General features: G+C 59.8%; 19 protein-coding genes. 10 read left to right on the top strand and 9 right to left on the bottom strand.

The window, feature by feature from the left end; genetic code table 11:
• The first annotated feature begins 69 nt into the window (after positions 1–69).
• Both AB8B31_RS28950 and AB8B31_RS28945 read left to right on the top strand, forming a co-directional pair.
• A complete protein-coding gene (locus AB8B31_RS28950) occupies positions 70–372 on the top strand; it encodes a hypothetical protein (protein ID WP_018245789.1) in 303 nt (100 codons plus the stop codon).
• A gap of 1,060 nt (positions 373–1,432) precedes the next feature.
• A complete protein-coding gene (locus tag AB8B31_RS28945; protein ID WP_018245790.1) occupies positions 1,433–3,058 on the top strand; it encodes an ArnT family glycosyltransferase in 1,626 nt (541 codons plus the stop codon).
• A gap of 168 nt (positions 3,059–3,226) precedes the next feature.
• Here the strand turns inward: AB8B31_RS28945 and AB8B31_RS28940 are convergent, their stop codons facing one another.
• The 3 genes from AB8B31_RS28940 to AB8B31_RS28930 all read right to left on the bottom strand — a co-directional run bounded on the left by AB8B31_RS28940 (position 3,227) and on the right by AB8B31_RS28930 (position 6,386).
• The gene (locus tag AB8B31_RS28940) at positions 3,227–4,285 is read right to left on the bottom strand and encodes an acyltransferase family protein (protein WP_018516606.1); all 1,059 of its coding nucleotides are present in this window, start codon (positions 4,283–4,285) and stop codon (positions 3,227–3,229) included.
• Between the two features lie 268 nt (positions 4,286–4,553).
• Positions 4,554–5,324, bottom strand: coding sequence for an alpha/beta fold hydrolase (locus AB8B31_RS28935; protein ID WP_018245792.1), 771 nt, complete (start codon positions 5,322–5,324; stop codon positions 4,554–4,556).
• Positions 5,325–5,633: 309 nt separating this feature from the next.
• Positions 5,634–6,386, bottom strand: a complete 753-nt coding sequence (locus AB8B31_RS28930; RefSeq protein WP_026188707.1) for an SDR family oxidoreductase — start codon at positions 6,384–6,386, stop codon at positions 5,634–5,636.
• 412 nt (positions 6,387–6,798) lie between these two features.
• Between AB8B31_RS28930 and AB8B31_RS28925 the strand changes: the two genes are divergently transcribed.
• The 7 genes from AB8B31_RS28925 to AB8B31_RS28895 all read left to right on the top strand — a co-directional run bounded on the left by AB8B31_RS28925 (position 6,799) and on the right by AB8B31_RS28895 (position 14,501).
• Positions 6,799–10,437, top strand: a complete 3,639-nt coding sequence (locus AB8B31_RS28925; protein ID WP_018245794.1) for a PAS domain-containing protein — start codon at positions 6,799–6,801, stop codon at positions 10,435–10,437.
• Complete coding sequence (locus AB8B31_RS28920) at positions 10,434–11,075, top strand: response regulator transcription factor (RefSeq protein WP_018245795.1); 642 nt, start codon at positions 10,434–10,436, stop codon at positions 11,073–11,075. Before AB8B31_RS28925 ends, AB8B31_RS28920 begins: the two co-directional genes overlap by 4 nt.
• A gap of 2 nt (positions 11,076–11,077) precedes the next feature.
• Positions 11,078–11,455, top strand: a complete 378-nt coding sequence (locus AB8B31_RS28915; RefSeq protein WP_018516604.1) for a response regulator — start codon at positions 11,078–11,080, stop codon at positions 11,453–11,455.
• Between the two features lies 1 nt (position 11,456).
• The gene (locus tag AB8B31_RS28910; RefSeq protein WP_018245797.1) at positions 11,457–12,149 is read left to right on the top strand and encodes a response regulator transcription factor; all 693 of its coding nucleotides are present in this window, start codon (positions 11,457–11,459) and stop codon (positions 12,147–12,149) included.
• Between the two features lie 269 nt (positions 12,150–12,418).
• Positions 12,419–12,775, top strand: a complete 357-nt coding sequence (locus tag AB8B31_RS28905; RefSeq protein ID WP_018245798.1) for an ArsR/SmtB family transcription factor — start codon at positions 12,419–12,421, stop codon at positions 12,773–12,775.
• A gap of 450 nt (positions 12,776–13,225) precedes the next feature.
• The gene (locus AB8B31_RS28900; protein ID WP_018245800.1) at positions 13,226–13,891 is read left to right on the top strand and encodes a nitroreductase; all 666 of its coding nucleotides are present in this window, start codon (positions 13,226–13,228) and stop codon (positions 13,889–13,891) included.
• Positions 13,892–13,928: 37 nt separating this feature from the next.
• Positions 13,929–14,501, top strand: coding sequence for an NADPH-dependent FMN reductase (locus tag AB8B31_RS28895; RefSeq protein WP_018245801.1), 573 nt, complete (start codon positions 13,929–13,931; stop codon positions 14,499–14,501).
• 66 nt (positions 14,502–14,567) lie between these two features.
• Here the strand turns inward: AB8B31_RS28895 and AB8B31_RS28890 are convergent, their stop codons facing one another.
• The 6 genes from AB8B31_RS28890 to AB8B31_RS28865 form a co-directional block, all read right to left on the bottom strand.
• Positions 14,568–15,755, bottom strand: a complete 1,188-nt coding sequence (locus tag AB8B31_RS28890; protein WP_018245802.1) for a galactarate dehydratase — start codon at positions 15,753–15,755, stop codon at positions 14,568–14,570.
• Positions 15,756–15,767: 12 nt separating this feature from the next.
• The gene (locus AB8B31_RS28885; RefSeq protein ID WP_018245803.1) at positions 15,768–16,979 is read right to left on the bottom strand and encodes a mandelate racemase/muconate lactonizing enzyme family protein; all 1,212 of its coding nucleotides are present in this window, start codon (positions 16,977–16,979) and stop codon (positions 15,768–15,770) included.
• Entirely contained in the window at positions 16,976–18,697 is a 1,722-nt protein-coding gene (locus AB8B31_RS28880; RefSeq protein WP_018245804.1) for an ABC transporter ATP-binding protein, read from the bottom strand. The genes AB8B31_RS28885 and AB8B31_RS28880 overlap by 4 nt, the downstream gene beginning before the upstream one ends.
• A gap of 7 nt (positions 18,698–18,704) precedes the next feature.
• A complete protein-coding gene (locus AB8B31_RS28875; RefSeq protein ID WP_018245805.1) occupies positions 18,705–19,826 on the bottom strand; it encodes an ABC transporter permease in 1,122 nt (373 codons plus the stop codon).
• 9 nt (positions 19,827–19,835) lie between these two features.
• Complete coding sequence (locus AB8B31_RS28870) at positions 19,836–20,822, bottom strand: ABC transporter permease (RefSeq protein WP_018245806.1); 987 nt, start codon at positions 20,820–20,822, stop codon at positions 19,836–19,838.
• Between the two features lie 123 nt (positions 20,823–20,945).
• Entirely contained in the window at positions 20,946–22,883 is a 1,938-nt protein-coding gene (locus AB8B31_RS28865; protein WP_018245807.1) for an ABC transporter substrate-binding protein, read from the bottom strand.
• Positions 22,884–23,206: 323 nt separating this feature from the next.
• On the opposite strand from AB8B31_RS28865, the gene AB8B31_RS28860 reads away from it, so the two are divergent.
• The gene (locus AB8B31_RS28860; protein WP_020493434.1) at positions 23,207–23,920 is read left to right on the top strand and encodes a FadR/GntR family transcriptional regulator; all 714 of its coding nucleotides are present in this window, start codon (positions 23,207–23,209) and stop codon (positions 23,918–23,920) included.

Here is a 23,920-nt window from a genome sequence, read left to right as displayed (position 1 = left end):
TCGATCTCCGAAAGAAGGACTTTGACGATGACGCATACATCTCGCCGGAAATCAGGCACATCGGGCAAAATGCTCTATGCAGGCTTGATATCGTTGGCCTTTCCCATGACGGCAGTTGTGGCGCAAGACAATCCGTTTGATCAGTTCCCGGTGGTTATCCAGTGCAAATACCACGAAACCTTTCACGCCTTTTATCTGTCGCGTGTGTCTCAAGATGGAACTGCAACCTATTCTGCATCCGACCGGATCGCCGGCACCATCACGATCGACGGCAAGGCAAAGGCAATAGGCGCTGAAGGCGGAGGCAGTTGTGTCGGCAAAACCTTGTCAGAGCTTCGCGCATCGCACCAGGCCTACGACCTGAAACGCTAGGGCATCGAATTGAAAATGAGAGATCCAGAGGATCTTTCGCATCCTGGCAAGGCTGCCCCCTGCAATCGCTGCGTCCTCGGACTCGATCGCGGTGGTCGGGCCGGAGGAGACGACGGTTAGTTCAGCCCTGAGCTTCATAAAGGTTTCTTGAACGCCTCGATGCGGTGAAGCCCAACGACTTATATGAAAAAATCCAAACCTCCGGCGTCGCGCTCCTCGACCGTCCGACGGACGCCGTCCTCAGCATCGGGCGGTAGGGTACGCCTCAGCATCACGGGTTTGCACCGGCCTAACGTGACTTACCCGGCAAATGAATGTTTGCCATTTCTTGTTTTGCAGTGCACAATATTTACTGCTAACAGGGACGTGAGCCGTTGAGAATTTGCATCTACAAATCAGATGAAGTTCCTGAAGTAACGCTGTTCTTACGAGAAGGCGTACCGGTGCCCGCACATCCGAAAAGCCAAAAGTGGCGGCACATAAAAGCAGTCGTTGGCAAAGAGGTAAGGGCGGACCTTCTGACGCAAATCGAGATCGGCAATGGATGTCTTTTTGTCAAGCTTGGGGCATCTCCGAAGCACTGATCTAGGCTGCTGGAGTTGAACGCTGTTCGGCCGCCATGGAAACATGCTCGCTCATTATCGTCCCCCGCTAGATCACCAATCGGCTGTCCTCAAGCAGCGCGCCGATAGCGGCGTGCATATCGCCCTTGTGATAGGCGACACCTCCTCATGCCCACGGCTTCGCTGATCGGCGGCTCGCGCATCTCCGCACTCCATATCTGAGTTTTCAGATTGGCAGCCGCCCCGCCGATGTTCTTATTATGTTCTCGTGAATTCAATAATCAATCTGGGTGAATTGCTTTTTAAGGCTTTGCTGATGAACTGCCATCATGACAAAGCCGCCCCGCAAGCCGTCCGAGCCGCTGCTCGGTGAAGCCTACGAGCAGCTCCGCAGCCGACCGCGTCGGCGGCGAGATCCCGCTCAGCCTAATCTTCCTCACGATCCGATGCCGGCGCGTATCGCGCCGCCTCGGCCGTCACGGAAGACAGGGTTTCAGATGACAGACGACCTGGAATTGAAGCAGGCCGAAGGTCAGCAATACCCGCAGGAGACGACCGACCGGGACATGGCTGCTGGCAACTACCTCAACACGGCGATCTTGCTGGGGATCCTGTTTATTGCAATCGTCTTCAGGTTCCACAAGATCACCTTGCCGCTGGTCGACGGCTTCAGCTGGCGCGAGATAAGCACTGCAATGATGGCCGACAATTTCCAGCAGCGCAGCTGGAACATCTTCTTTCCGGAAGTCAGTTGGACCGGGCCCGGGCCAAGCTATCAGGGCCGCGAGTTCCAGATCGTCAGCTATCTCACAGCCCTGCTCTACCAACTCTTCGGTTGGCACGACTGGTTCGGCCGCATGGTTGCGGCCTTCTTCGGTCTCGTGACGGTGTTTTCGTTGCACAGGCTAACGGCCCTCTGCTGGGACGAGATGCGTGCCCACGCGGCGGCACTTGCCTACGCGCTGATGCCGGCGGCAATCATGATCGACAGCTCGTTTCTTCCCGATCCCGCGATGCTGGCCTTAGTGACCCTTGGCGTCTGGCTGTTCGCCAAATACTGGGCCGGCGGCAGCGGCTGGCTCTTGCCGCTCGCCACGGTCAGCTTCTCGCTCGGTGTGCTGTCAAAGCCACCAGGCATCGCTGCCGGTGCCGTCATCTTCTATCTGATGGTCTGCTGGATTCTGGAGAAGAAGCGAAAGCAGGCGACCTGGGTCTTCCTGTCGGGGCTTTTGAGCCTGGCCATCATCGGCGCTTATTTCAGCTGGGCGATTTATCTCGGCCGCAGCTATCCGCCGTTTCATGTCGCCGGCAGCGGCGGCTATATCTGGGATTACGGCTTCTGGACATATGTCAGGGACAGGTTCTACTTCAAATCCGTGTGGAACACCTCGGTCCTGTGGTTCTACGGCTATCCGTTCATGGTGCTGCTCGCGGTCGGCTTGTGGATGCCGGCCAGCCTCGCCGAAGACCCGAAGCAACGCACCCTTTCGGCCATTCCCTATGTGTGGCTGGCTGCCGCCCTAATCATCTATCTGGCAGCGGCGGGCGAAATCACCAGCAATGTGTGGAATCTCCACATCTTCCATGTGCCGGTCGCGATGTTCTGCGGTCGCGGCGCGCTTCTTCTGGCAACGCTTGCATCGAGAACCATTCTAACGCCGGCGGTGATGCTTCGCTCGATCTGCATCGTGGCTCTCACGCTTGCCTGGTCGACCTTGCCGCTCGTCAGGACGATGAAGAAGCCGATCGCCATGAACGGCAAGCTGCTTGGCGAGGAACTGGCGCGGTTGGCGCAACCGGGCGATCTCGTCGTCGCCATCGCCCCCGAGGTCGGCGATCCCGTCGCAGTCTACTACAGCAGGGCGCGCGGCTGGGTATTCCCGCCTGGCGGAGGCGATGCGGAATGGTCGAAATTCGTCGCGGATGACGCCACTGCGATCGCGCAGCTCGAGGAACTGCGCGCGCAGGGCGCGGACCTGTTCGGCGTGGCCAAGAACGCCACCGACAAGCAGGACCTGCTGTTCATCGAGCATCATGATGGGGTTGTCGACTATCTCGACAAGACCGCAACCAAGCTTGTGGATTCGGCTGGTTTACTGATCTACAGGATCACCCGCCCATGAGAGCCGCGACAGGCTGGGGCCGTGGGCCTTGCCTTCCCTCGGAAAAGGAAGCGCCAAATCGCGCCGGTCGTCCGCCACACAGACTATTGGCCGCATGAACTCGCCCTAATCCGTCGGACACGCTCTGGGTTGTTCACCGCTGACGATCTTTGGGAAAGCGCGCTTAAGCTAATTTAGCGAAAACTTCCTGCCCATGTAAGCACGGATAGGTTTATCGAAGTGGGTGAATAGAAAATGTGCTGCAGCAATAGCAGCTAAGAGCGTGCCGCTCACCGTGATTGCCAATGGTATGACGCCATCGCTAGCGCTTTGGAACTGAGCGCCAAGTCGAATAATAGGCTGGTGAATAGCGTAGAGCGGATAAGACAACAATCCGAAGTATGCCGCGAGTGGCCGCTCCTCGTTGGGCGGAACTGCCGCTGCCAGAGCGACAACGACTGGAATTATAATAGTGATACAGAAAAAATCGTATAACCCCCTGGGGACGGAAAACGGAAGGAATAGAACCACGATCAGGATAAAAAGCGGAATCTGAGGCGGGACCCTCCCGACGCGATGATTGATGTTCCAGCGAAAAATCAGAACACCGGCAAAAAATGAAAAACCGACTCTGACAAAACCTTCAAGGAATGTTCGCCAGTTCGAAAATCCAACTGGACCAATTGTACCCTCGATGCCGACAATTTGGAAAAGCGCGACCGCGAAGAATGCGAGAAACGCGACATCGCCCCATAAGCGAATTTTACGGCGAGCGGCCGATCCGTAAACGACGCTGGCGACCATTTCAAAGCAGAGTGACCAGAGTGGGCTGTTAATCGAGAACGCTTCTTGCCCCGCCAGTAGTCCCAAGGGCAGGAGAAGTAATGCACCCACGGTAAGAATTGGGATGTCGTGGAGAGAAATATGCGGTTCTGAAGCAAATACCGCCGCAAGAACGCCTACGGCAACACCGACCACGATCATGGGATAGAGGCGCGCCAGGCGCTTCAGGAAAAATGCACTGCTCCGCAAACCACCGGACCTTAGTTTTTGGTCATACCCGTTTGCGAGAACAAAACCGCTAAGGCAAAAAAAGAAATCCACGGCGAGATAGGCGTAAGAGCCAAGGCTGAAACCGAAGATCTGGCTCGCATGCAAGAGGACAACGGATAGCGCAGCTACCCCTCGAAGTTCGTCCAGAAACGCAATGTGGTTCGTCAATTTACCGGCCCTGCTACCGGAGGTCACATTGCCAAGTCTTCGTTTGCAACCGATTAACGGATGACCTGTTTTCTGGCTGACGGCTTGCATGCATAGCAGCCGCGGAGGTGAAAGACGCTAACAACAACGGGACGAACGCCGCACTCGATGACGGTGCCGCCGCACGGATAAAGCGCGAAGCATAGGCTAGGTTAAGCGCCTAGGCAGCGGCACGTATCCCGCGCTGTGGAATGCCTTACCATCGTCGCACCACGACCGGATCAATGTTGATCCGGTCGCAGAATCACAGTGCGGTCTATTTCCTGGATGCAGCGTCTTCAATGACCTTCGCGACTTTATCGGGATGAGAGACCATCACGACGTGAGACGCGCCTTTAACCACAACCGTCTCTTTCGAGCCCGCCCGCTCCGCCATCCATGCGAGCGCTGCCGGCGGTATGTTCTTATCCGCGTCACCATAGACGAACCAAGACGGGATCTTCCTCCAGCTCGCCGCAGTCGAGGCCTCGCCAAGAGCCTTATCAGTGATGGGGCGCTGTGTTGCGGCCATCAGCTTGCCCTCCGCCTTGGATACATCTGCAGCGAATTGATCGTGAAACGCGCTCTGCTTGATGTACAGGTCCTTTACTCCACCATCCAACGGGACGGGCTCGTCAAGGGTCGGTGCGAGCGTGCTTCCCGGAAACTTACCTGAAAGCGCAACGGCGGTTTCTCCGACATCAGGCGCGAAGGCCGCGACGAAGACGAGCGATTTGACGTTGGCGCTGTCTGCTGCTGCCTCATTGATGACTGAGCCACCGTAGGAGTGACCGACGAGAACAACGTCCGTCTTCAGTCCCGCCACCACTTTGCGCACGTAATCGCCATCCGACGTCACGCTTCGAAGCGGATTAGCAACCGCCACCACCGGATATCCATCCTTTTCCAAACGTGTAATTACGCCATTCCAGCTGGAGGCGTCGGCGAATGCGCCATGCACCAGCACGACCGTCGGCTTCTCGGCGGCGTAGGCATTCAAAAAGCTTCCCGCAGTGATTGCGGCGGCGGCGACAAACATCTTCAACATAGCTTAACTCCTTTTGTATCGCGTACGATTATTTAATGCACAATATTTTAGAAAGCAAGTCTTGGAATCCCGTTCACCTCGATTTGAAGATTGCGATGAGCCTTTGAGGTCGCGCTCATTGCTCAGACCAGGCCCGACAACTATGCCGGCCTATTGCCACATCCGGCTCGAACTCGACAAAACTCTTGCGATTCCGCCGGGCCTGGCCACTTGTCGTATTCAAAGGCGCCAGGGCTCTAATTGCAGCCAGGCGAAAGTTCAGTGGCAGATCAGTTAATCCCCTGCCGGCCGGGAGAGAAACCGCACAGCCTACTCCCCCATCGATTGGTAGAGCCAGTCGGATAGCTTTTCGGTCGCCACCCGTGCACCTGCCTCAGGAAGCAGCGCGTCTTCAGTCAATTCAACCCCGAAATACGATGCGGATGGATCCGTCACCACCTGCCGCTCATCCTCATTCGCGGTGAGATAGATCCGGGCGATTTCGTCGATACCGAATTGTTCCGGGCCGCTGATTTCGGCGATATCGTCCAAGGGCGCTCCGACTGCCAATTCCGCCAGCAATGCGGCGACGTCGCTCGCTGCGACCGGCCTCATGAACGCCGGGGGCAATCGAAACACATCGCCATCAGCACCGGTATCGATCAATCCGCTGATGAACTCGTAAAACTGTGTGGAGCGGAGAATAGTGTAGGGTCGGCCTGAAGCCCTGATGAGATTTTCCTGCACCATTTTCGCGCGAAAATAATCGCCTTCCACGAGACGAGGCGTGCCGACAACAGAGAGTGCAAGATAGTGCCTGACGCCAGCCTCGGTCGCGGCCGCGAGCAAATTCTTCGTCGAAGCCTTGAAAAAATCCAGTGCAGCACGGTCGCCGAATGATGCGGCATTGGTCACATCGACAATGACTTCGGTTCCCGCCACGGCCGCTTCGAGACCCTTGCCCGAAACCGTATCGACACCCAGCGACAATGATGCGGCCATTACCTCGTGACCTGAGCGGCGCAAGTTCTCGCTGAGCCGCGTTCCGATAAGGCCGCTTGCTCCAACCACCGTGATTTTCATATCAGCATCCTCCATCGCATGCCGTCTTCCCAAACCGCGGCACCCTTTCGGGCGACATGCATTATAGCCGCCGAGTTGCGCGGCGCGAACGGCGACACAATGACCGGAAAGCCAGACCCCTTCCACTATGTAAGAGGTCTAGCGGCTTAGACTTGGGATATAGCGGAGCCATCCCGAAGGTTAGGAAGACCAATCGGCAAGACGGAACGACATGCCGGTCTTCGTTCGCGCGGAAAATTCCGACCCGGCGCGGCGGCTACATCCCCGCGCAATGCATGGGTTTCCATGAGTTGCGGTTGCAATGTGGCGGGGTTACGGTTCGAATATGAGCCCGCCAGACCCGAAATTGAGAACAACGACAGTACGAAACGCTGACGATCCCCTGACTTTGTCTGTCCTGCAGGAACAGCTGATGATCAGCGTCTGGTCGCACCGCCCCCAACTCCTGCACCTGGGGCTTTTTATTGCGGCCTATGTGCTGGCCTGCGGATTCGCGCAGTCGCTCGCGATCGTCCCTGGAACAGGTATTTCCATCTGGCCAGCGGCGGGGCTTTTCATCGCGACACTTGTCGTCGCATCCGGCTACAGCTGGCCTTGGTGGGTGCTGGGAGGCTGCCTGGCTGAATTGTTCAGCAATTTTCTGTGGTTCCACAGTCCACTGCCTGCGGCTTTCCTGATCTACATCGGCAACGCCCTTGAAGCGGTTGCCGGGGCATGGCTCGTCAACCGGACCTTGACGCGGCCGGTTCGGTTGGAGACCTTGCAGGAGGTTCTCGCATTCGTCGTACTGGGGGCTGGGATCGCGCCCATCGTCAGCGCGACCGTGGGAAGTGCGACCCTGGCGTGGTTTGGCATACAATCGCAATCCTTCGCAGCGGCTTGGCCTCTATGGTGGATCGGGGACGCCACCGGCGTCCTGATCGTAGCGCCGCTGGCACTGGTCGTGTTTCACAGCTGGCGTGGCAAGACCCGGCTCTCGGCCGCGCAATGGGTGGAAGCTTGCGTCCTGGCACTGATCTTTCTCGGCGTTGCCGCTCTTTCTCTGAGCGGCTACCTCCCCTTCGCATACATCATCATGCCGCCTCTTCTTTGGGCCGCGGTTCGCTTCGAGTTCAAAGGCGCTGCCGTATCCTTGGCTCTCCTCGCCCTGATCACGGCGCTGTTCACGATAACAGGCACCAGCCAATTTGCCGGCGATCCCGAATCCCAGAAGCACAAGCAGGTCATGCTGCAGCTTTTTCTGGCCATCTCGGCATTTTCGGCGCTCATCGTGGCCGCCATATCCCGGCAGCACCAGCTGGCAGTGCTCACATTGCGCCAAAGCCTGGATACGCTGCGCGACCGCGAGCGGGAACTCTCGCAGCTCGTGGATATGGTTCCGAGCCACGTCTGGCGTCTGACCCCTGACGGTGAGCCGACCTTCTTTAACAAACGGATGATCGATTTTCTCGGTCTCGATGTGGCGGATTTCGACAAGCCCGGCATGAGCCGGCTGGAGGCTGTCCTGGAGGCCACCGTTCATCCCGAGGACGCGGCGGGGTTCGGAGATGCCCTTCGCCATTGCCTCGTTACCGGCGAAAGCTTCGCCATGCGGTATCGACTGCGCCGCGCCGACGGCCTCTATCGCTGGATGTCGAGCCGTGCCGAACCGATGCGGGATCAGTCGGGGCGCATCGTTCAGTGGTACGGTCTTTGTCACGATATCGACGATCAGGTTCATGCCGAAGAGGCTGTGCGGCGGAGCCAGCAACAGCTTCAGCAGATCATAGACGCCGTACCGGTCCGCATCTGGAGTGTGGAGCCCACCGGCGGCTCGTTCTATTTCAACAAGCGGTATCAGGATCATTTCCGCTCCGTTATCGCCGATTTCGACGCTCTCGGTGAGCCGCGCATCGACGATCTGCTGCAGCAGCTGGTTCATCCCGAAGACGCTCCCGACGTTCAGCGTACGCTCAGGAACTGCTTCGAAACCGGCGGCGGCTGCGCGATGCGATTTCGCTGGCGCGAAAAGGATGATGTCTACCGCTGGGCAGAGTGCCGGGTGGAGCCGCGGCGCGACGAAAACGGAACGGTCGTGGAATGGTATGGCGTTTCTCTCGACATCGACGATGAGGTGCGTGCGCTGGAGGCGTTACGCGAACGTGAGCGGGAGCTGTCATTGCTCGTCGATATGGTCCCCGTTCATATTGCCCGCATGGCGCCCAGCGGCGAGCCGACCTTCTTCAGCAAGCGTACCCTCGAATCCATCGGGGTGGATGACGTCGCGGCTTGGGACAAGCCGGACGTCAGCCGCTCGGCGGCCATCATCGGGGCGACAGTCCATCCCGAGGATGCACCCCGCATGAGAGAGGTGCTCAGCCATGCCCTCGCCACCGGCGAACCCTACACCATAAGGTATCGTCGGCGCCGTGCGGACGGCGAATATCGCTGGATGGAGGGTCGCGCAGAACCATTGCGGGATGAAAACGGAATTATTCTACAATGGTACGCTGCTGCACTCGACATCGACGACGAGGTGCGCGCGCAACAGGCCCTACGAGAGCGGGAACGCGAGCTGTCACAGCTCGTCGACATCGTTCCGAGCCTTCTCTGGCGGTTGGACTCGCAGGGCGAGCCGACTTTCTTCAACAAACGGCTGATCAATTTTCTGGGACTGGACGTTGCCGATGCAGACAAGCCCGGCATGAACCGTCTTTCCGCCATCATGGAAGCCGCCGTCCACCCTGACGATGCGGAGAGCCTCGCCGAGGCGCTCGACCATTCCTTCGTCACCGGCGAGCGCTTCTCCAAGCAATATCGCCTGCGGCGCGCCGACGGCATCTACCGCTGGATGAAAGGCAGCGCGGAGCCTCTGCGGGACGAGAGCGGCCGGATCGTCCAGTGGTACGGTCTGACGCATGACATCGACGATCAGCTGCGAGTCGAGGACGCGCTGCGAGAGAGAGAACGCTCGCTCTGGCAGATCGTCGAAACGCTGCCGGCAATGATCGATTGCGCGGCGCCTGATGGAGAACCGGTATACCGAAACCCTCAGCTCCGCGACTTCCTCGGATATAATCTCGAAGAGCTGGACGGAACGGGGAAAACCCGGCTGGACGGCACACTCGATGCCGGTGTTCATCCCGACGACGTGGCGGGGGTCAAAGAGAACTATGCCCATTCATTGTCCACCGGCGAGCCCTATGCGCGCAGGCATCGTCTGCGGCGCCACGATGGTGAATATCGCTGGGTTGAGACGCGTGCGGCGCCGATGCGCGATGCCGACGGCATCATCGTCCAGTGGAATGTCATCTGCCTTGATATCGACGGTGAGGTTCGGGCGGAGGAAGATTTGCGTCAGGCGCGAGAGGGCCTTGCACGGGCGAGCCAGGTGGCGAGCCTCGCCGAGCTTTCGGCCTCGATCGCGCACGAGGTGAACCAGCCGCTCGCGGCCGTCGTGGCCAACTCACATGCCTGTCAGCGCTGGCTCATGGCCGAACCGCCGAATATGGAGCGGGCGCAGAGGACGGTGGAGCGCATCATCCGGGATGCTAACTCAGCGGCAGATGTCGTCAGCCGTATCCGCGCCTTGTTCAAGCAATCCGCAGACCGCAGGATCCACACGACGCTCTCCGGCGTCGTCGACGAAGCGCGCAACCTCATGGCCGACGAAGCAGCGCGCCGCCGCGTTCGGATCGACATGGGCATCGACGGCAACCTTCCGCTGGTCGCAATCGACCGCGTCCAGATCCAGCAGGTGCTGATCAATCTCATCCGCAACGGCATCGAGGCGATGGACGCCGTTGCAGACGACAGGGTGATCGAGATCCGTGTGCAGCATATGGGGAATGCCGTCCGGACCGAAATCAGCGACCACGGCCCGGGCATCGAGTTTCCCGAGAGGATGTTCGAGCCGTTCTTCACGACGAAAGAAAATGGCATGGGCATGGGACTGGCAATCTGCCGCTCGATTGTCGAGCTGCATGGCGGACGATTGTGGGCCGAGAAGAACAATCCGCGCGGAGCGACGTTGATCTTCACCTTGCCCATAGAAACGAAGGCGGCGCCATGACAGCCGATGACCATATTGTCTTCATCGTTGATGACGATGGACGCATTCGGGAAGCGCTCGGCGAGCTGCTGGAATCGCATGGCATGCGCGCCATCGCCTTCGAATCAGCCTGCGATTACGTCAGAGCGGACAAGCCGGATGTCCCCGCCTGCCTCATCCTCGATATCGAGCTGCCTGACATCAACGGCCTCGATCTGCAGAAACAGATCGCCGACAGGGACCATCCGCCGATCGTGTTCATCACAGGACACGGCGACATCCCCTCCTCCGTGCGTGCGATCAAGCATGGCGCGGTGGATTTCCTGACCAAACCCTTCAGCGACGCGGACCTGATGGCGGCAATTCACGCGGCGATCGCTGAGGATCGGGAGAAGAGATCGCAACGCGCCGAACTCGACATGCTGAGGCAACACTATCTCGACCTGACGCCGCGAGAGCGCGAGGTGCTGCCTCTCGTGGTCAGCGGCCTTCTCAACAAGCAAGCAGCAGCCGAATTGGGGATCAGCGAAGTGACGCTGCAGATCCACAGAAGAAATGTGATGCAGAAAATGGCGGCGGCATCGCTCGCCGATCTCGTGCGGATCGCGGAGAGATTGGAAATACCGATAACCCACTCGCGCCGAGTGGGAGGGAATTGAACATGAACAAGACAAGACATGTGGTGGCAATTGTCGATGACGATCCAAGGCTGCTTGAATCGATGGGCGACCTTCTGGAATCCGCGGGTTATGTGGCTCGCAGCTTCTCGTCGGCGGGCTCGCTGCTCGTCAACGGGCTATCGGACCTCGACCTGCTCATCACCGATATCGGAATGCCTGGCATCGACGGCTTCGAACTTCGCGACCTGGTGAGGAAATCACGCCCGGAGCTGCCGGTATTCCTGATCACGGGCCGCCACGAGATAGCAGATCAGGGCCGCGCTCAAGGCGTGGGCGGATTTTTCCGCAAGCCTTTCGATGCCCAGGCGCTGCTGGCGGCCATCGCCAACGCTTTGCATAAATCGACAGATGGAGGGTAACATGAGAGTTGACCAGCCGTTGCTGCGGAAATCGGCGCCGTTATCGTTACAGTGCAGTTGTGAAGAGAACCAGCCGCTCGTCATTATCGTCGATGACGACGCCTCCGTTCGCGAGGCGCTGTCGGAGCTGATCCTGTCGGCTGGCTTCCAGTCGACCAGTTTTGCCTCGACCCGCGAACTGCTTGACGCCGATATCCTGGATTGCCCCGGCTGCCTGATCCTCGATGTGCGCATGCCGGGAGCAAGCGGCCTCCACCTGCAGCGCCATCTGGCTGAAAACGGCATATCCAAACCGATCATCTTCCTGACCGGGCATGGCGATATTCCGATGACCGTCCAGGCGATGAAGGCCGGCGCCGTGGATTTTCTCACCAAACCGGTGCGGGACCAGACGCTGCTCGACGCCATCACAGCGGCCATTGCGATGGATGCCGAACGAAGGGCGGAAGCCGCGGTCGCCGAGCGCAATATCAAGCGCTTGGAGACGCTGACGCAGCGCGAGCGCGAGGTTCTGCATGAAGTGGCGCGCGGACGCCTCAACAAGCAGATCGCCTTCGATCTCGGCATCAGCGAAGTGACGGTCAAGCTGCATCGCAGCAATGTCATGCACAAGATGGAGGCCGCCTCCATCGGCGAATTGATCCGAGCGTGGGAAACACTGCCCATGCAGATGCGCCAGGCTGGCGCGCGCTAAAACGCGTCGCGTCAATCCGGATCATCGACGCGCGCTTCAAGTCATTGATTTATGCTTTTAGCCGCGTGTCTTCCAATGGTGGAAGATACCGGCCTCGAACATCATCTGCGGCCGCTGTCCATTTGAGGCGAGTCGTATCCGATTTGCGCCAAAAAAAGCGATGCGGCGCCGGCAATGGGTTTCGGTCTCGCTCTCATGCGGTAATCCTAAATTAAAGCTCGGGGATATGACCTGGTGCCCAGCTTTGGTTCCCTAAAGGAGATCTCGCCGTGAACAATCAATCGTCAACCGCGCCCTCCCCTGAAACCAACGCCTTCGAAAACGAAGCAAACTTCTTGTCGGCTATGGGGAATGCCAAACGGCTTCACATTCTGCATCTGCTGGCCGAGGGAGAAATGTCCGTGAGCCTCCTGGCCGACGAGGTGGGCTTGAGCCAATCTTCGACGTCCCAGCATTTGGCAATTCTTCGAGAACAGGAACTCGTGCAGACGCGAAGAGCTGCTCAGACGATCTACTATTCACTTCAATCCGGCGCGGCCAGGGCAATGCTCGATACGCTCGCTGACATCTTCGGATCGTACCGTCGCACCGAAGTAGAATGTGTCCGAGCCCTGGGCACCCAATAAAAAATACGAAACGTCGATCCTACACAGCTGATGGTTGGCGCCGCGGCAGCGAAGAGCAGCGCAATGGCGAAGAACGCGGTTTCGAGGAGATGACTGCGGCTTGAGTGTAAGCACCAAGTCCCGCGATGCCTCGCCGACATGCCCCTCGAACACATCGATCCCTGATGTACGTTTGATGTACCCCTCCTAGACCACCGTGTGATTACGCCTCCATTGCGAATGGAGATAATGAACCACATCAGGAACGGAACAGTCAGGACGAAACGACCATGAGTATGGACAACACCTCATACCCCGGCAGACTGGAACCCGGCGAGCTGGTTCCGTCGCGCTATGCGCTTGATATCGGCGAGATTGACGTAACGGCGGTCAGCGATGGGATGCGAGCGCTGCCAGGCGCGATGTTGGGCCACAACGCTGGCCCGGCCGTCCGGGCGGACGGAGGCGATCATGGACGTATATGAGGCAGTCAAAAGTCGACGATCGGTGCGCGGGTTCAAAGACAAGCCTGTGGAGAGGGAGGTGCTTGAGCGTGTGCTGTCCGCCGCAGCTTGGTCGCCGTCAGGATCGAACATCCAGCCGTGGAACACCTACGTGATGACTGGCGCGCCGCTGGCTGAGCTCAAGACGTCCGCCGTCGAGCGCGTGGCCCATGGCGACGCCTGGGACAAGCGGCAGTACGAGATGTACCCGCCCGCACTGAAGTCCCCCTATGGGGAGCGCCGGTCCGCCTTCGGCAAGGAGCGCTACAGCGCGCTCGGTATTGCGCGCGAGGATTGGGAGGCGCGCCAGCGGGCAGCAATCGCCAACTGGAACTGTTTCGGCGCGCCCGCCGCCCTGTTCTGCTACATCGATCGTGACCTGGGCCTGCCCCAATGGGCCGACGTCGGCATGTATCTGCAGACGGTCATGCTGCTGCTCCGCGCCGAAGGTCTTCACAGTTGCCCGCAGATGGCGTGGTCGCAGGTTCGCGAGACGGTCGCGGAGGTCCTGTCACCCCCCGACGGGCTCATCCTCTTCTGCGGCATGTCGATCGGGTACGAGGACCCCACGGTCAGTTATGCCCGTACAGGCCGCGCCCCGCTCGGCGAGACGGTCACGTTCCTCGGCGAATAGTGACTTGCCATCATCATGCGAGATATTGGAGAACGCCATGACCACGCATAAAGTAGGTTATCTCATCGGCAGCCTGGCCAAGGGCTCGATCAACCGCAAGCTCGCCAAGGCGTTGGTGCGGTTCGCGCCGCCGGAACTTGAAATGTCGGAGATATCCTTCAAGGACCTGCCGCTCTACAGCTACGACTATGACGCCGACTACCCTCCGGCTGGCAAGACATTCAAGGCGGCAATCGCAGCCGTCGACGCCGTGCTGTTCGTTACGCCCGAATACAATCGATCCATACCCGGCGGGCTGAAAAACGCAATCGACTGGGCGAGCCGCCCCTACGGCACCAACTCGTTCACACGTAAGCCGTCAGCGGTGATCGGCACGTCGCCGGGCGCGATAGGCACAGCAGTCGCCCAGCAGAATTTGCGCAGCGTGCTCAGTTTCTGCAACTCTCCCCAGATGAATGCCCCGGAAGCCTACATCCAGTTCACGCCGGGCCTGATCACCGATGACGGCGAGGTCACGAAAGACACCACCGCCGATTTCCTTCGCACTTTCATGCAGGACTTCCATGTCTTCATCGCAAGGGTTCGCTCAGTGCTGCCGAAAGATGCCTAGAGCCCTGCGGGAGCTGGCCGCGTCCATCCGGGCGGCCAGCTCCTGTTTTTAAAGGGGGCAATGCCCTCAGGCGAAGGCGTAGGAGCCGTCGGGCCGCTTCGGCACGCGCCGCTGCCAATGGATGTAGCCTTCCTCTTCCATCGCCTTCTCGTCCATTTCGACGCCCCAGCCGGGCCGGTCGGGACGCAGCTCCAGATAGCCGTCCTTCGGCAGATAGGGATCGACGACGTAACGGGTTTCCCCCTCCCGCTTCTCGATATCGAGGCCGCCATAGACGTAGGCCTGTCCCTTTGGCAGCCGGTATTCGAGGATACGGAAATTCTGTGCCGCCGCAGAAAAATGAACGTTGACCGCCGTCGCAAGTGGACCCATCGGGTTGTGCGGCGCCACGCCGACGAAGAAGGCTTCGGCGAGGGTGGCAATACGGCGCATTTCGCTGATGCCGCCGACGACGCAGATGTCGGGCTGGATGAGGTCGGCGCCCTTGACCTGCAGCAGGCGCAGGAACTCGTTTCTGTTATAGAGCGACTCGCCGGTCGCCAGCACGCAGTTGAGCCCCTGTTTCAGATCGCCCCAAGCCTCGATATTTTCAGGACGCAGCGGCTCCTCGAAAAACAGAGGGTCGTAGGGCGCCAAGGCATTGCCGAGTTGCCTTGCGGCGATCGGCTCGAAAATCTTCGCATGGGCGTCGAAGGCGATCTCATATTCGTCATTGACCGTTTCGCGCAGCGAGCGGAAATAATCCGCCGAGGCTTTGACGACATTGCCCCAGCGATTGGAGTGCATGTCGATACGCCAGGGGCTGAGCTTGAAGGCGGTGAAACCCCACCCTTCCTTCAGACGATCGAACTCGTCGCGGGCCGCCGGTGCATCCGGTGCGGTATAGACGCCGGCATAGACCTTGATGCGGTCGCGCACCTCGCCGCCCAGCAGCTTGTAGACCGGGACGTTTGCCGCCTTGGCGGCGAGGTCCCACAGGCAGTGATCGAGTGCGGAGATCGCGGCAAGGCCGAGCGCGCCCGGCGGGAACCGGCTTTGCTGGATCAACAGATTGACGAGATAGTCGACGCGTGTCGGATCCTGGCCGGACAGAAATTCGTAAAGATAATCCAGGAGCGGCGGAAGCGCCTTGTCGGGGCCGTGATTGTAGCATTCGCCCCAGCCCGTTAGCCCGTCATCGGTGTCGAGCGCGACGATCACGCGGGGACGGTCCTTGTCGCGGGTCATGAAAACCCGCATGCGGTCGATCTTCATCTTTCTGTCCTTCTAGCGATTGAAATAGGTGCGGCGTGACAGGCGCGTCTGCACGTAGAGATGCTCGTTGTCGGTTCCGGGATTGTAGGCGCCGGCACTTTGCGGCACCGAGACATTGCCGTTGCTGGGGAAGCGCGCCACGAAAGCCTCGTCGATATCGCAGCCAAGTCCCGGGCCATCAGGAACGGCGATCAAGCCGTCAACCTGTTGCGGATGCGGCACGATCGTCTGGCGGCGGCCGTCCCAGTCATCGTCGAGGCGCTCGAGAATGAGGGCGTTCGGGATCGCCGCAAGCAGATGCAGAGCCGCATATTCCGCCACCGGCCCGAGCGAGCCCGAATGCGGCGCCATCTGGATATGATGCGCCTCGGCCATGGCAGCGATCTTCTTCATCTGGGTGATGCCGCCGGCCCGGCCCGTGTCCGGCTGGATCACGTCCACCAGCTCCTTTTCGATGAGCTCGCGCTCGCCGAAGATAGTCGCCGAACGTTCGCCGGCCGCAAGCGGCACATGCGCTGCGTCGCGGATGCGCCGGTAGCCGTCGAAATTCTCCGGCGCGATCGGATCTTCCACCCACATCAATTCATAGGGTTCAAGCGCCCGAACCAGCCGGCAGGCATCCGCAGGCGTCAGCCACGGCGGTCCATGCAGATCGATGGCGATGTCCATGTCGTCGCCGACGGCGTCACGCAACGCGGCGACCTTGCGGACCGGATCGGCGACACCGCCGCATTTGATCGCCTTTATGCCGCGCGCTTTGAGGGCAAGCGCTCGCTCGGGCGTATTCGCATGCGAATAGATCGGGATCCGGTCACGCACCTTGCCGCCGAGCAGCATCCAGACAGGCACGCCGAGCGCCTTGCCCTTGACGTCCCAAAGCGCCATGTCGATGCCGGTCATCGCACCGCCGCCGACCGTCCCGAGCATGCCGTGGCCCATCATGGCGATATGCATCTTCTGCCACAGCCGTTCGATATGAGCCGGATCTTCGCCCACGAGGAGTGGCGCGAGATCATGGATCGCCGTCTCGACGACGCGCGGCCAGCCCGAGCATTCACCGATGCCGGTAATGCCCTCGTCGGTATCGATCTTCAGAAAAAGCCAGTTTCTGGTGCCGCCAAACTGCTTGGAGGCGCCACCGCCAGAACGTTGGTCGGAAGCCCAGTTCGCGGGGTCGGGCTGACCGACATGCATGAGAAAAGTACGGATCCCGGTGATTTTCATCGCTGAAAAGTTCCATTTTTCAGAATGTCCGGCGCGACGTAGCGGAAACGCCGCGAATGATCGCGATCGCGCGGATCGGGGCGCGGGATCGCTGATATGAGCGCCTGCGTATAGGCGTGCTCGGGCGTGCGGCAGACCTTCTCCGCATCGCCAATTTCGACGAGCTGGCCTTTGTACATGACGCCGACACGGTCGCACATGTAGCGGATAACGCCGATGTCATGGCTGATGAAGATATAGGCGAGACCGAGTTCGTCCTGCAGGCGCATCAACAGATCGAGCACCTGCGAGCGCACGGAGACGTCGAGCGCCGAGGTTGCCTCATCGGCAACGATGACACGCGGATTGAGGGTGATGGCGCGGGCAATGCCGATGCGCTGGCGCTGGCCGCCGGAGAATGCGTGCGGGTAGCGTTCGCGCGCCCTCGGGTCGAGGCCAACCTGTTCCATCAGATGGCAAACGCGCTCCTCCAGCGCCCGCCCCTTTGCGACGCCATTGACGAGCAGCGGCTCGCCGATGATCTGGGAGACGGTCATGCGCGGGTTGAGGGAGCCGAAAGGATCCTGAAACACCATTCGCAATTCCCGCCTTGCGGCGGCAAGCGTCTGACCTTTTGCCGTTGCCAGATCGATGATGTCGCCGTCGGCGCGGCGATAGAGGATTTCACCTGCAGTCGGATCGATCAGCCGCATGATCGAGCGGCCCATCGTCGTCTTTCCGGAGCCGCTCTCGCCGACGATGCCCAGCGTTTCGCCCGGCAGAAGCGAAATGGAAACATCGTCCAGCGCTTTCACCTCACCGAAATCCATCGATACATTGCGGAGTTCGAGGATCGGTGGCGCCGTCGTATCGAGCGGCGCGCGCGCCTGCCGGATTTCGGCCTTTGCTTCCAGCTTCAGCACCGAGCCGATCAGCATGCGGGTATAGTCGTCTTGCGGCGCATGAAAAATCTGCTCGACCGGCGCATATTCCTTGGCGACGCCGTTGTGCATGACGAGCACATCGTCGGCAATCTGCGCCACGACGCCCATGTCATGCGTAATGAACAGAACGGCCATGCCCTTGGCCTTCTGCAGCCTTGCGATCAGGTCGAGAATTTCGGCCTGGGTCGTCACGTCGAGGGCCGTGGTCGGCTCGTCGGCGATCAGCAGTTGCGGTTTGCAGGCGAGCGCCATGGCAATCATAGCGCGCTGACGCATCCCGCCGGAATATTGAAAGGCATATCGGTCCAGCGCTTTATCAGGCGAGGGAATTTCGACCTGCTTGAGCAGCGATATGGCTTCAGCGCGCGCCTCTGCCTTGCTCATCCTGGTGTGAAGGCGAAGCGCCTCGACGATCTGGTTGCCGACCGTGTGGATCGGCGACAGCGACGACATCGGCTCCTGGAAGATCATGGCGATGTCGCGGCCGCGGATCGCTCGGATCTGACGCCCGCGCGGATTGAGGCTGGTCAGATCGATCGAGCCGCCGTCCTGATTGTTCAGTATGATCGATCCGCCGGATATGCGGCCGGGCGCATCGACGATCTGCAGGATCGATCGCGCCGTCACCGACTTGCCGGATCCGCTTTCGCCGACGACACAGAGCGTCTTGCCCGGCTCGATCGAGAAAGACAGATCGCTAACGGCGCGAAAGACGCCGGTGCGCAGAGGAAACTCGACCGTCAGATTTTTCACCTGGAGCAGCGGCCTACCGGCAATGGGAACGATATCGGTCATGCCGGCCTCATTTGTTGTAGGGATCGGCCGCATCGCGCAGGCCGTCGCCGAGAAGGTTGAGCGCCATCACGGCGACCACGACGGCACAGCCCGGCATGAAGAGCCATGGCGCGGTGGCGATCGAGCGAATGTTCTGGGCCTCGCGCAGAAGCACGCCCCAGGAGATGGTCGGTGGCTGCAGACCGAGCCCGAGGAAGGAGAGAGAGGTTTCGGCAAGGATCATCGCCGGCACCGCAAGCGTGATCGACGCGATGATATGGCTGGCAAAGCTCGGCAACATGTGGCGAAAGATGATGCGCCTTTCGCGAACACCGTCGAGCCTCGCGGCGGCGACGAATTCCTCGGTGCGCAAAGACAGGAAGCGGCCGCGAACGACGCGGGCGAGCTGTGCCCAACCCGTCAGCGACAGGATGATCGTGATCATCATATATTGCAGCGTCGCAGGCCAGTCCTGTGGCAGCGCCGCGGCCATTGCCAACCAGATCGGGATCGTCGGCAGCGACAGCACAAAATCGATCACCCGCTGCAGGAAGAAATCGATGCGGCCGCCGTAATATCCCGAGATACCGCCGAGCACGATGCCGAGCATGAGCGAGAAGAAGACACCGACGAGGCCGATCGACAACGAGATCTGCGAGCCTTGGACCGTTCGGCTGAAGACATCGCGCCCAAGCCTGTCGGCGCCGAACAGAAGCAATGGCGTCGTCTTGTCGGGTGAGGCGATCAGATGGATGTTGGTCCTGAACAGGCCGAACACCGAATATTCGTAGCCGCGCCCGAAGAACTCGACGTCGACACGTTTTGTCGTGTCTTCCTTGAAGATGGCGGCCAGCGTCTCAGGATCGCGGGTCAGCTTCATCGGATAATAATGCGGGCCGAAGGAGAACCCGTTCTGCGTATCGATCAGATGCAATCTCTGCGGCGGGTGAAAAGTCGCCCGCGCATTTTGCAGGTTCGGATCGTTGATGGCGAAAAAGCCGGGAAGCAGGGCGACGATATACATCAGCACGGTGACGACGAGCGCCACCATGGCCAGCCGATGCCGGCGGAAAGCCCACCAGATGAGCTGCCACTGCGACGCGACGGCGGCGCGATCCGGCGGAATGTTCGTAACGGTGATGTCGGCCATGTAAGGCTCCTATTCCAACCGGATGCGGGGATCGACCAACGCAAGCAGGATGTCGCTGATCAAAGAGCCTATCAGCGTCAGCGCGCAGATCAGCAGAACGAAGGCGCCGGCGAGATACATGTCCTGGGCCATCAGCGCCTGCAGCAGCAAAGGTGCTGCCGTCGGCAGATTGAGGACGATGGCGACGACGACCGAGCCGGAAATGAGGTTGGGCAGCAGCCAGGCAATCGTCGAGATGAACGGATTGAGCGCGATCATCAGAGGATATTTCATCAGCAGCCGGAACTCAGAGAGACCTTTTGCCCGTGCCGTTGTGACGTAAGGCTTCGGCAGCTCATCGAGCATGTTCGCGCGCATGACGCGGATGAGGCTCGCCGTCGAGGAGACGGCAAGGATGATGACGGGAAGCCAGAGATGCGAGAAGAGGTCGACCATCTTGGCGAAGCTCCAGGACGCGTTCTCATATTCCGGCGAAAAGAGCCCGCCGACATCCTGTCCGAATTCGACCGCCGCGACATACATCAGTACCAGCGCCAGCAGGAAGGACGGAACGGCCAGGCCGAAAAAGGTGAAGGCAGTGAAGAAATAGTCGCCGATCGAATATTTGCGCACCGCGGAATAGACTCCGATCGGCAGTGCGATCGCCCAGGTAGCGATCAATGTCGACAGAGCCAGAACGAGCGTCAGCGCCATACGCTCCCAGATCAGGTCAGAGACCGGCTGCTGCCATTCGAAGGAAATGCCGAAATCGCCGCGTGTAAGAATGCCCCATATCCATTTGAAATATTGGATGAGCATAGGGTCGCCGAGGCCGAAGCGCTCGCGCAACTGCGCCGCCGTGTTCTGATCGACGATCTCGTTGGAGGCTGCCAGCGTCGCAATATAGGTCGTAACATAATCGCCTGGCGGCAGCTGGATCAGCACGAAAGCGAGGAAGCTGACGGCAAACAGCGATGGAATCATCCATAGGAAGCGTTTGGCGATAAAGACCAGCATAAGGCGCCTCTTGCATTGAACGCCGCCCACCCGGCCTTGTCGGCCGTCAGGACCGGCAAGGCATCTCGGAGGGCGAACTGAAAGAAAGCGCCGTACCGTCGGGCACGGCGCTTAAGACGAAAATCAGCTCGTGAAGGTGAATTGCTGCGGCATTGCAGGGCCGGGATTGGGCCAGGACCAGCTATCCGGCTCCTTCTCGGGAACATTGCGCAGATTGTTGCGGATGATGCCGAAACCGCCGACAGCAAGGCAAAGGCCGACGGTCTCGAACTCCTCAGCCGCGATGTCGAAGATCTGCTTCATGATCGCGCCGCGTTTGTCGAGATCAGCCGTCGAACGTGCTTCGTCGAAGAGCTTCATGCGCTTCTTCTGGCTTTCCGGCGGTTCTTCGCCACGTGCACCGTTGGAGGTGTACCAAAGCGTCCACGGAATGGCATAACGCGAGCCCTGCGGATGGAAAGCGAAGAAATCGCGCGGATCGAGCATCGGATCGAGACCGCCAGGGCCCGGCCATACCGCCGCATCATGGGCATTGTCGTCGCCGCGGGTGTAATAGAGCGCCCGCTCGATCGTGTTGACCTTCATGTCGATACCGATCTGGGCCCAATGCGTCTTGACCAGTTCCAGGGCATCGACGAGGTCGGGATAGAGCGTCGGAATGACGTCGATCGAGAAGAATACTTTCTGGCCGTCGGGCCTCAGCCGGAAACCGTCGCCGCCTTTCTTGTAGCCGGCCTCATCGAGCATCGCGCCTGCCTTGTCGGCGTCATATTCAGTGAACTGGCGTGCGTATTTCTCGTTATACCAGGGATGGGTCGGACGCGGCCCAGCCTGGTAGGGCTCGCTCTGTCCGAAATAGACGATGTCGATGAGTTCCGGGCGATTGATGCCGATCGAGAGCGCTTGCCGGAACGCCTTATCCGCAAACATCTTGCGCATGGCAGGATCTTTGTGGGTGATGTTGAAGTAGATCTGGCACTGTTGCGAGGCCGAAGGCACGAGCGTCAGCAGCCGATAATCGCCTTTCTCCATGTTCTTGGACAGCGTCGGCTTGTTGGCCAGAACGCTGATATGGCGTTCCTGGATGTCGATCTTTCCCGAGATGACATTCAGCATCAGCGATTCGACGTCCTGCGAGATGCCGAAGTTGATTTCATCGATGTAGGGAAGCTGGTTGCCCTCGGTATCGACCTGCCAGAAATAAGGGTTGCGGGTCATGACGACGCGCGTCGCGCCACCGGCATAGGGCTCCTTGATCACCCATGGATCGAGTGTCGGCTTGTCGACATTACCCCATCGCGACGGGATCTCGATGTCGCCGCAACGGCTGCGGAACAGCTCCGTCCAACTGGTGACGCCGGCCTTCTTCGCATCGGCCTCGATATTCGGATTATATTTCGGCAGGAACTGGCTGCAGTAGTGCTTCGGGAACAGCGTCGGATGCTGACCAAGCGGCGTGGCGAGGTTTTCCAGATAAAGCGCGTTGGCGGCCGCAAAGGTGAACTTCACCGTATAATCGTCGATCTTCTCGACGGTGACCGGCTTGCCGGCGACCGCAAGCTGCGCCGGTGTCGAGCTGTAAAGCTCGGTGTTCTTGACGCAATCTTCGATCGCGAAGACAACGTCATCGGCCGTAAAGGGATGACCGTCCGACCAGCGCACGCCTTCGATGAGATGGAACGTGAATTGCGTTGCGTCATCGCTGACTTCCCAGCGTTCGGCAAGGTTCGGCTGCACGGCGGTAAAATCGAGGTTCCAGCGCACGAGGCTCTGGTTGCCGACCATGCGCAGGATGCCGTTATGGTCGGATGAACCGCGAAGGCCTCGGCGCAGCGAACCGCCGTAGGTGCCGACTTTCTCGAACGGCGTCACGACCATCGGCTTTTTCGGCAGGCGCTCGGCGAGCGGCGGCAGCTTTCCATCCTTGGCGAGTTGCGCAAGTGCTGGCGCTTCGCCACCTGCGGCAGAGACGCGACCGGCGATAGACAGCGCCGCGACACCAGCCATGCCGCCAAGTACGGCGCGGCGGGTGACACCACGCGACAGTATTTCATTGGCCATCGAATTCCTCCCTTTTGTGCCGGCGCAGCCTTTGCCCCGGCCGATGCGGCGGGCTCCCGACCCGCCGCTGCGCCCTCCTCGGCGCTACGACCTGAACCATAGACACGTTCGCAAATGATTACAAGAGTTGACAGATAATTACAAATTTTGTAGCGATGCAGCATCGAAATACGATGTTGTGCCGCTGAAATACGGCCAGCAGGATCAAAAACGTTCGATCTGTCAGATGCTGTGCGCCGCCCTGAACATCATGGTCGGCGACAGCCAGGGTGCGACCGTCAACGCCGTCGCATGGCGTCGAGAGACGAGAGAAAAGGACCAGAATGACATTTACGGTCGATGCCGTTTCGAACAGGGGCGCAACGCGCTTCAGCGACATCATCTACGAGAAGATCGTGGGGATGATCGCCGACGGCAACTTTCCGGTGAACGAACGACTGCCACCGGAGACGAAGCTTGCCGCAGATTTCGGCGCATCGAGACCCGTCGTGCGCGAAGCGCTTGAACGCTTGAGAGCCGACGGCTTGGTCGTTTCGCGCAAGGGTTCCGGTTCCTATGTCAGGCAAAGGCCGGATTCGTCGATGCTGAAAATGGTGCCGGTCGGCTCCTTGGCCGATGTCCAGCGGTTCTTCGAATTCCGCGCCGGTCTCGAAGCCGAGGCGGCGGAGCTTGCCGCACGGAACTGGCAGCCGGCCGACAAGGAGCGGATAACGGCAGCGCTTCTTTCGATCGAACAATGCCTGCGCAACGGAGAGCTTGGTGCCGAGGAAGACCAGGCTCTGCATGACGCAATTGCCATGGCGACCGGTAACCAGTTCCACATCACGCTGCGCGAGTGGTTCAAGCCGCATTTCGCCATCGGGCATTCCGTTACGAGAAGCTTGAGCTTGAAGCGGACGCCGGAACAGATCCGCAGCGTCCAGGACGAGCATGCGGTGATCGTCGAGGCAATCTTCGCGCACCGGGAAACCGAAGCGCATGATGCGATGAAAAAACACATACTGAATGCTCGCGCCCGCATGTTCCAAGGCGTGTGA

Source organism: Rhizobium sp. 62_C5_N11_2 (assembly GCF_051811185.1).
Taxonomy (GTDB): domain Bacteria; phylum Pseudomonadota; class Alphaproteobacteria; order Rhizobiales; family Rhizobiaceae; genus Rhizobium; species Rhizobium leguminosarum.
The sequence above is the reverse complement of the archived record's forward strand: the minus strand, read 5'-3'. Positions and strand labels throughout refer to the sequence as shown.

Excerpts from the sequence above, each read along its gene's own strand:
- AB8B31_RS28890 (WP_018245802.1), bottom strand. The coding sequence starts at position 15,755 with ATGAAGATCGACCGCATGCGGGTTTTCATGACCCGCGACAAGGACCGT.
- AB8B31_RS28935 (WP_018245792.1), bottom strand. The coding sequence starts at position 5,324 with ATGTTGAAGATGTTTGTCGCCGCCGCCGCAATCACTGCGGGAAGCTTT.
- AB8B31_RS28910 (WP_018245797.1), top strand. The coding sequence starts at position 11,457 with ATGAGAGTTGACCAGCCGTTGCTGCGGAAATCGGCGCCGTTATCGTTA.
- AB8B31_RS28885 (WP_018245803.1), bottom strand. The coding sequence starts at position 16,979 with ATGAAAATCACCGGGATCCGTACTTTTCTCATGCATGTCGGTCAGCCC.
- AB8B31_RS28925 (WP_018245794.1), top strand. The coding sequence starts at position 6,799 with ATGATCAGCGTCTGGTCGCACCGCCCCCAACTCCTGCACCTGGGGCTT.
- AB8B31_RS28900 (WP_018245800.1), top strand. The coding sequence starts at position 13,226 with ATGGACGTATATGAGGCAGTCAAAAGTCGACGATCGGTGCGCGGGTTC.
- AB8B31_RS28915 (WP_018516604.1), top strand. The coding sequence starts at position 11,078 with ATGAACAAGACAAGACATGTGGTGGCAATTGTCGATGACGATCCAAGG.
- AB8B31_RS28895 (WP_018245801.1), top strand. The coding sequence starts at position 13,929 with ATGACCACGCATAAAGTAGGTTATCTCATCGGCAGCCTGGCCAAGGGC.
- AB8B31_RS28875 (WP_018245805.1), bottom strand. The coding sequence starts at position 19,826 with ATGGCCGACATCACCGTTACGAACATTCCGCCGGATCGCGCCGCCGTC.
- AB8B31_RS28865 (WP_018245807.1), bottom strand. The coding sequence starts at position 22,883 with ATGGCCAATGAAATACTGTCGCGTGGTGTCACCCGCCGCGCCGTACTT.
- AB8B31_RS28860 (WP_020493434.1), top strand. The coding sequence starts at position 23,207 with ATGACATTTACGGTCGATGCCGTTTCGAACAGGGGCGCAACGCGCTTC.
- AB8B31_RS28945 (WP_018245790.1), top strand. The coding sequence starts at position 1,433 with ATGACAGACGACCTGGAATTGAAGCAGGCCGAAGGTCAGCAATACCCG.
- AB8B31_RS28920 (WP_018245795.1), top strand. The coding sequence starts at position 10,434 with ATGACAGCCGATGACCATATTGTCTTCATCGTTGATGACGATGGACGC.
- AB8B31_RS28880 (WP_018245804.1), bottom strand. The coding sequence starts at position 18,697 with ATGACCGATATCGTTCCCATTGCCGGTAGGCCGCTGCTCCAGGTGAAA.
- AB8B31_RS28930 (WP_026188707.1), bottom strand. The coding sequence starts at position 6,386 with ATGAAAATCACGGTGGTTGGAGCAAGCGGCCTTATCGGAACGCGGCTC.
- AB8B31_RS28950 (WP_018245789.1), top strand. The coding sequence starts at position 70 with ATGCTCTATGCAGGCTTGATATCGTTGGCCTTTCCCATGACGGCAGTT.
- AB8B31_RS28870 (WP_018245806.1), bottom strand. The coding sequence starts at position 20,822 with ATGCTGGTCTTTATCGCCAAACGCTTCCTATGGATGATTCCATCGCTG.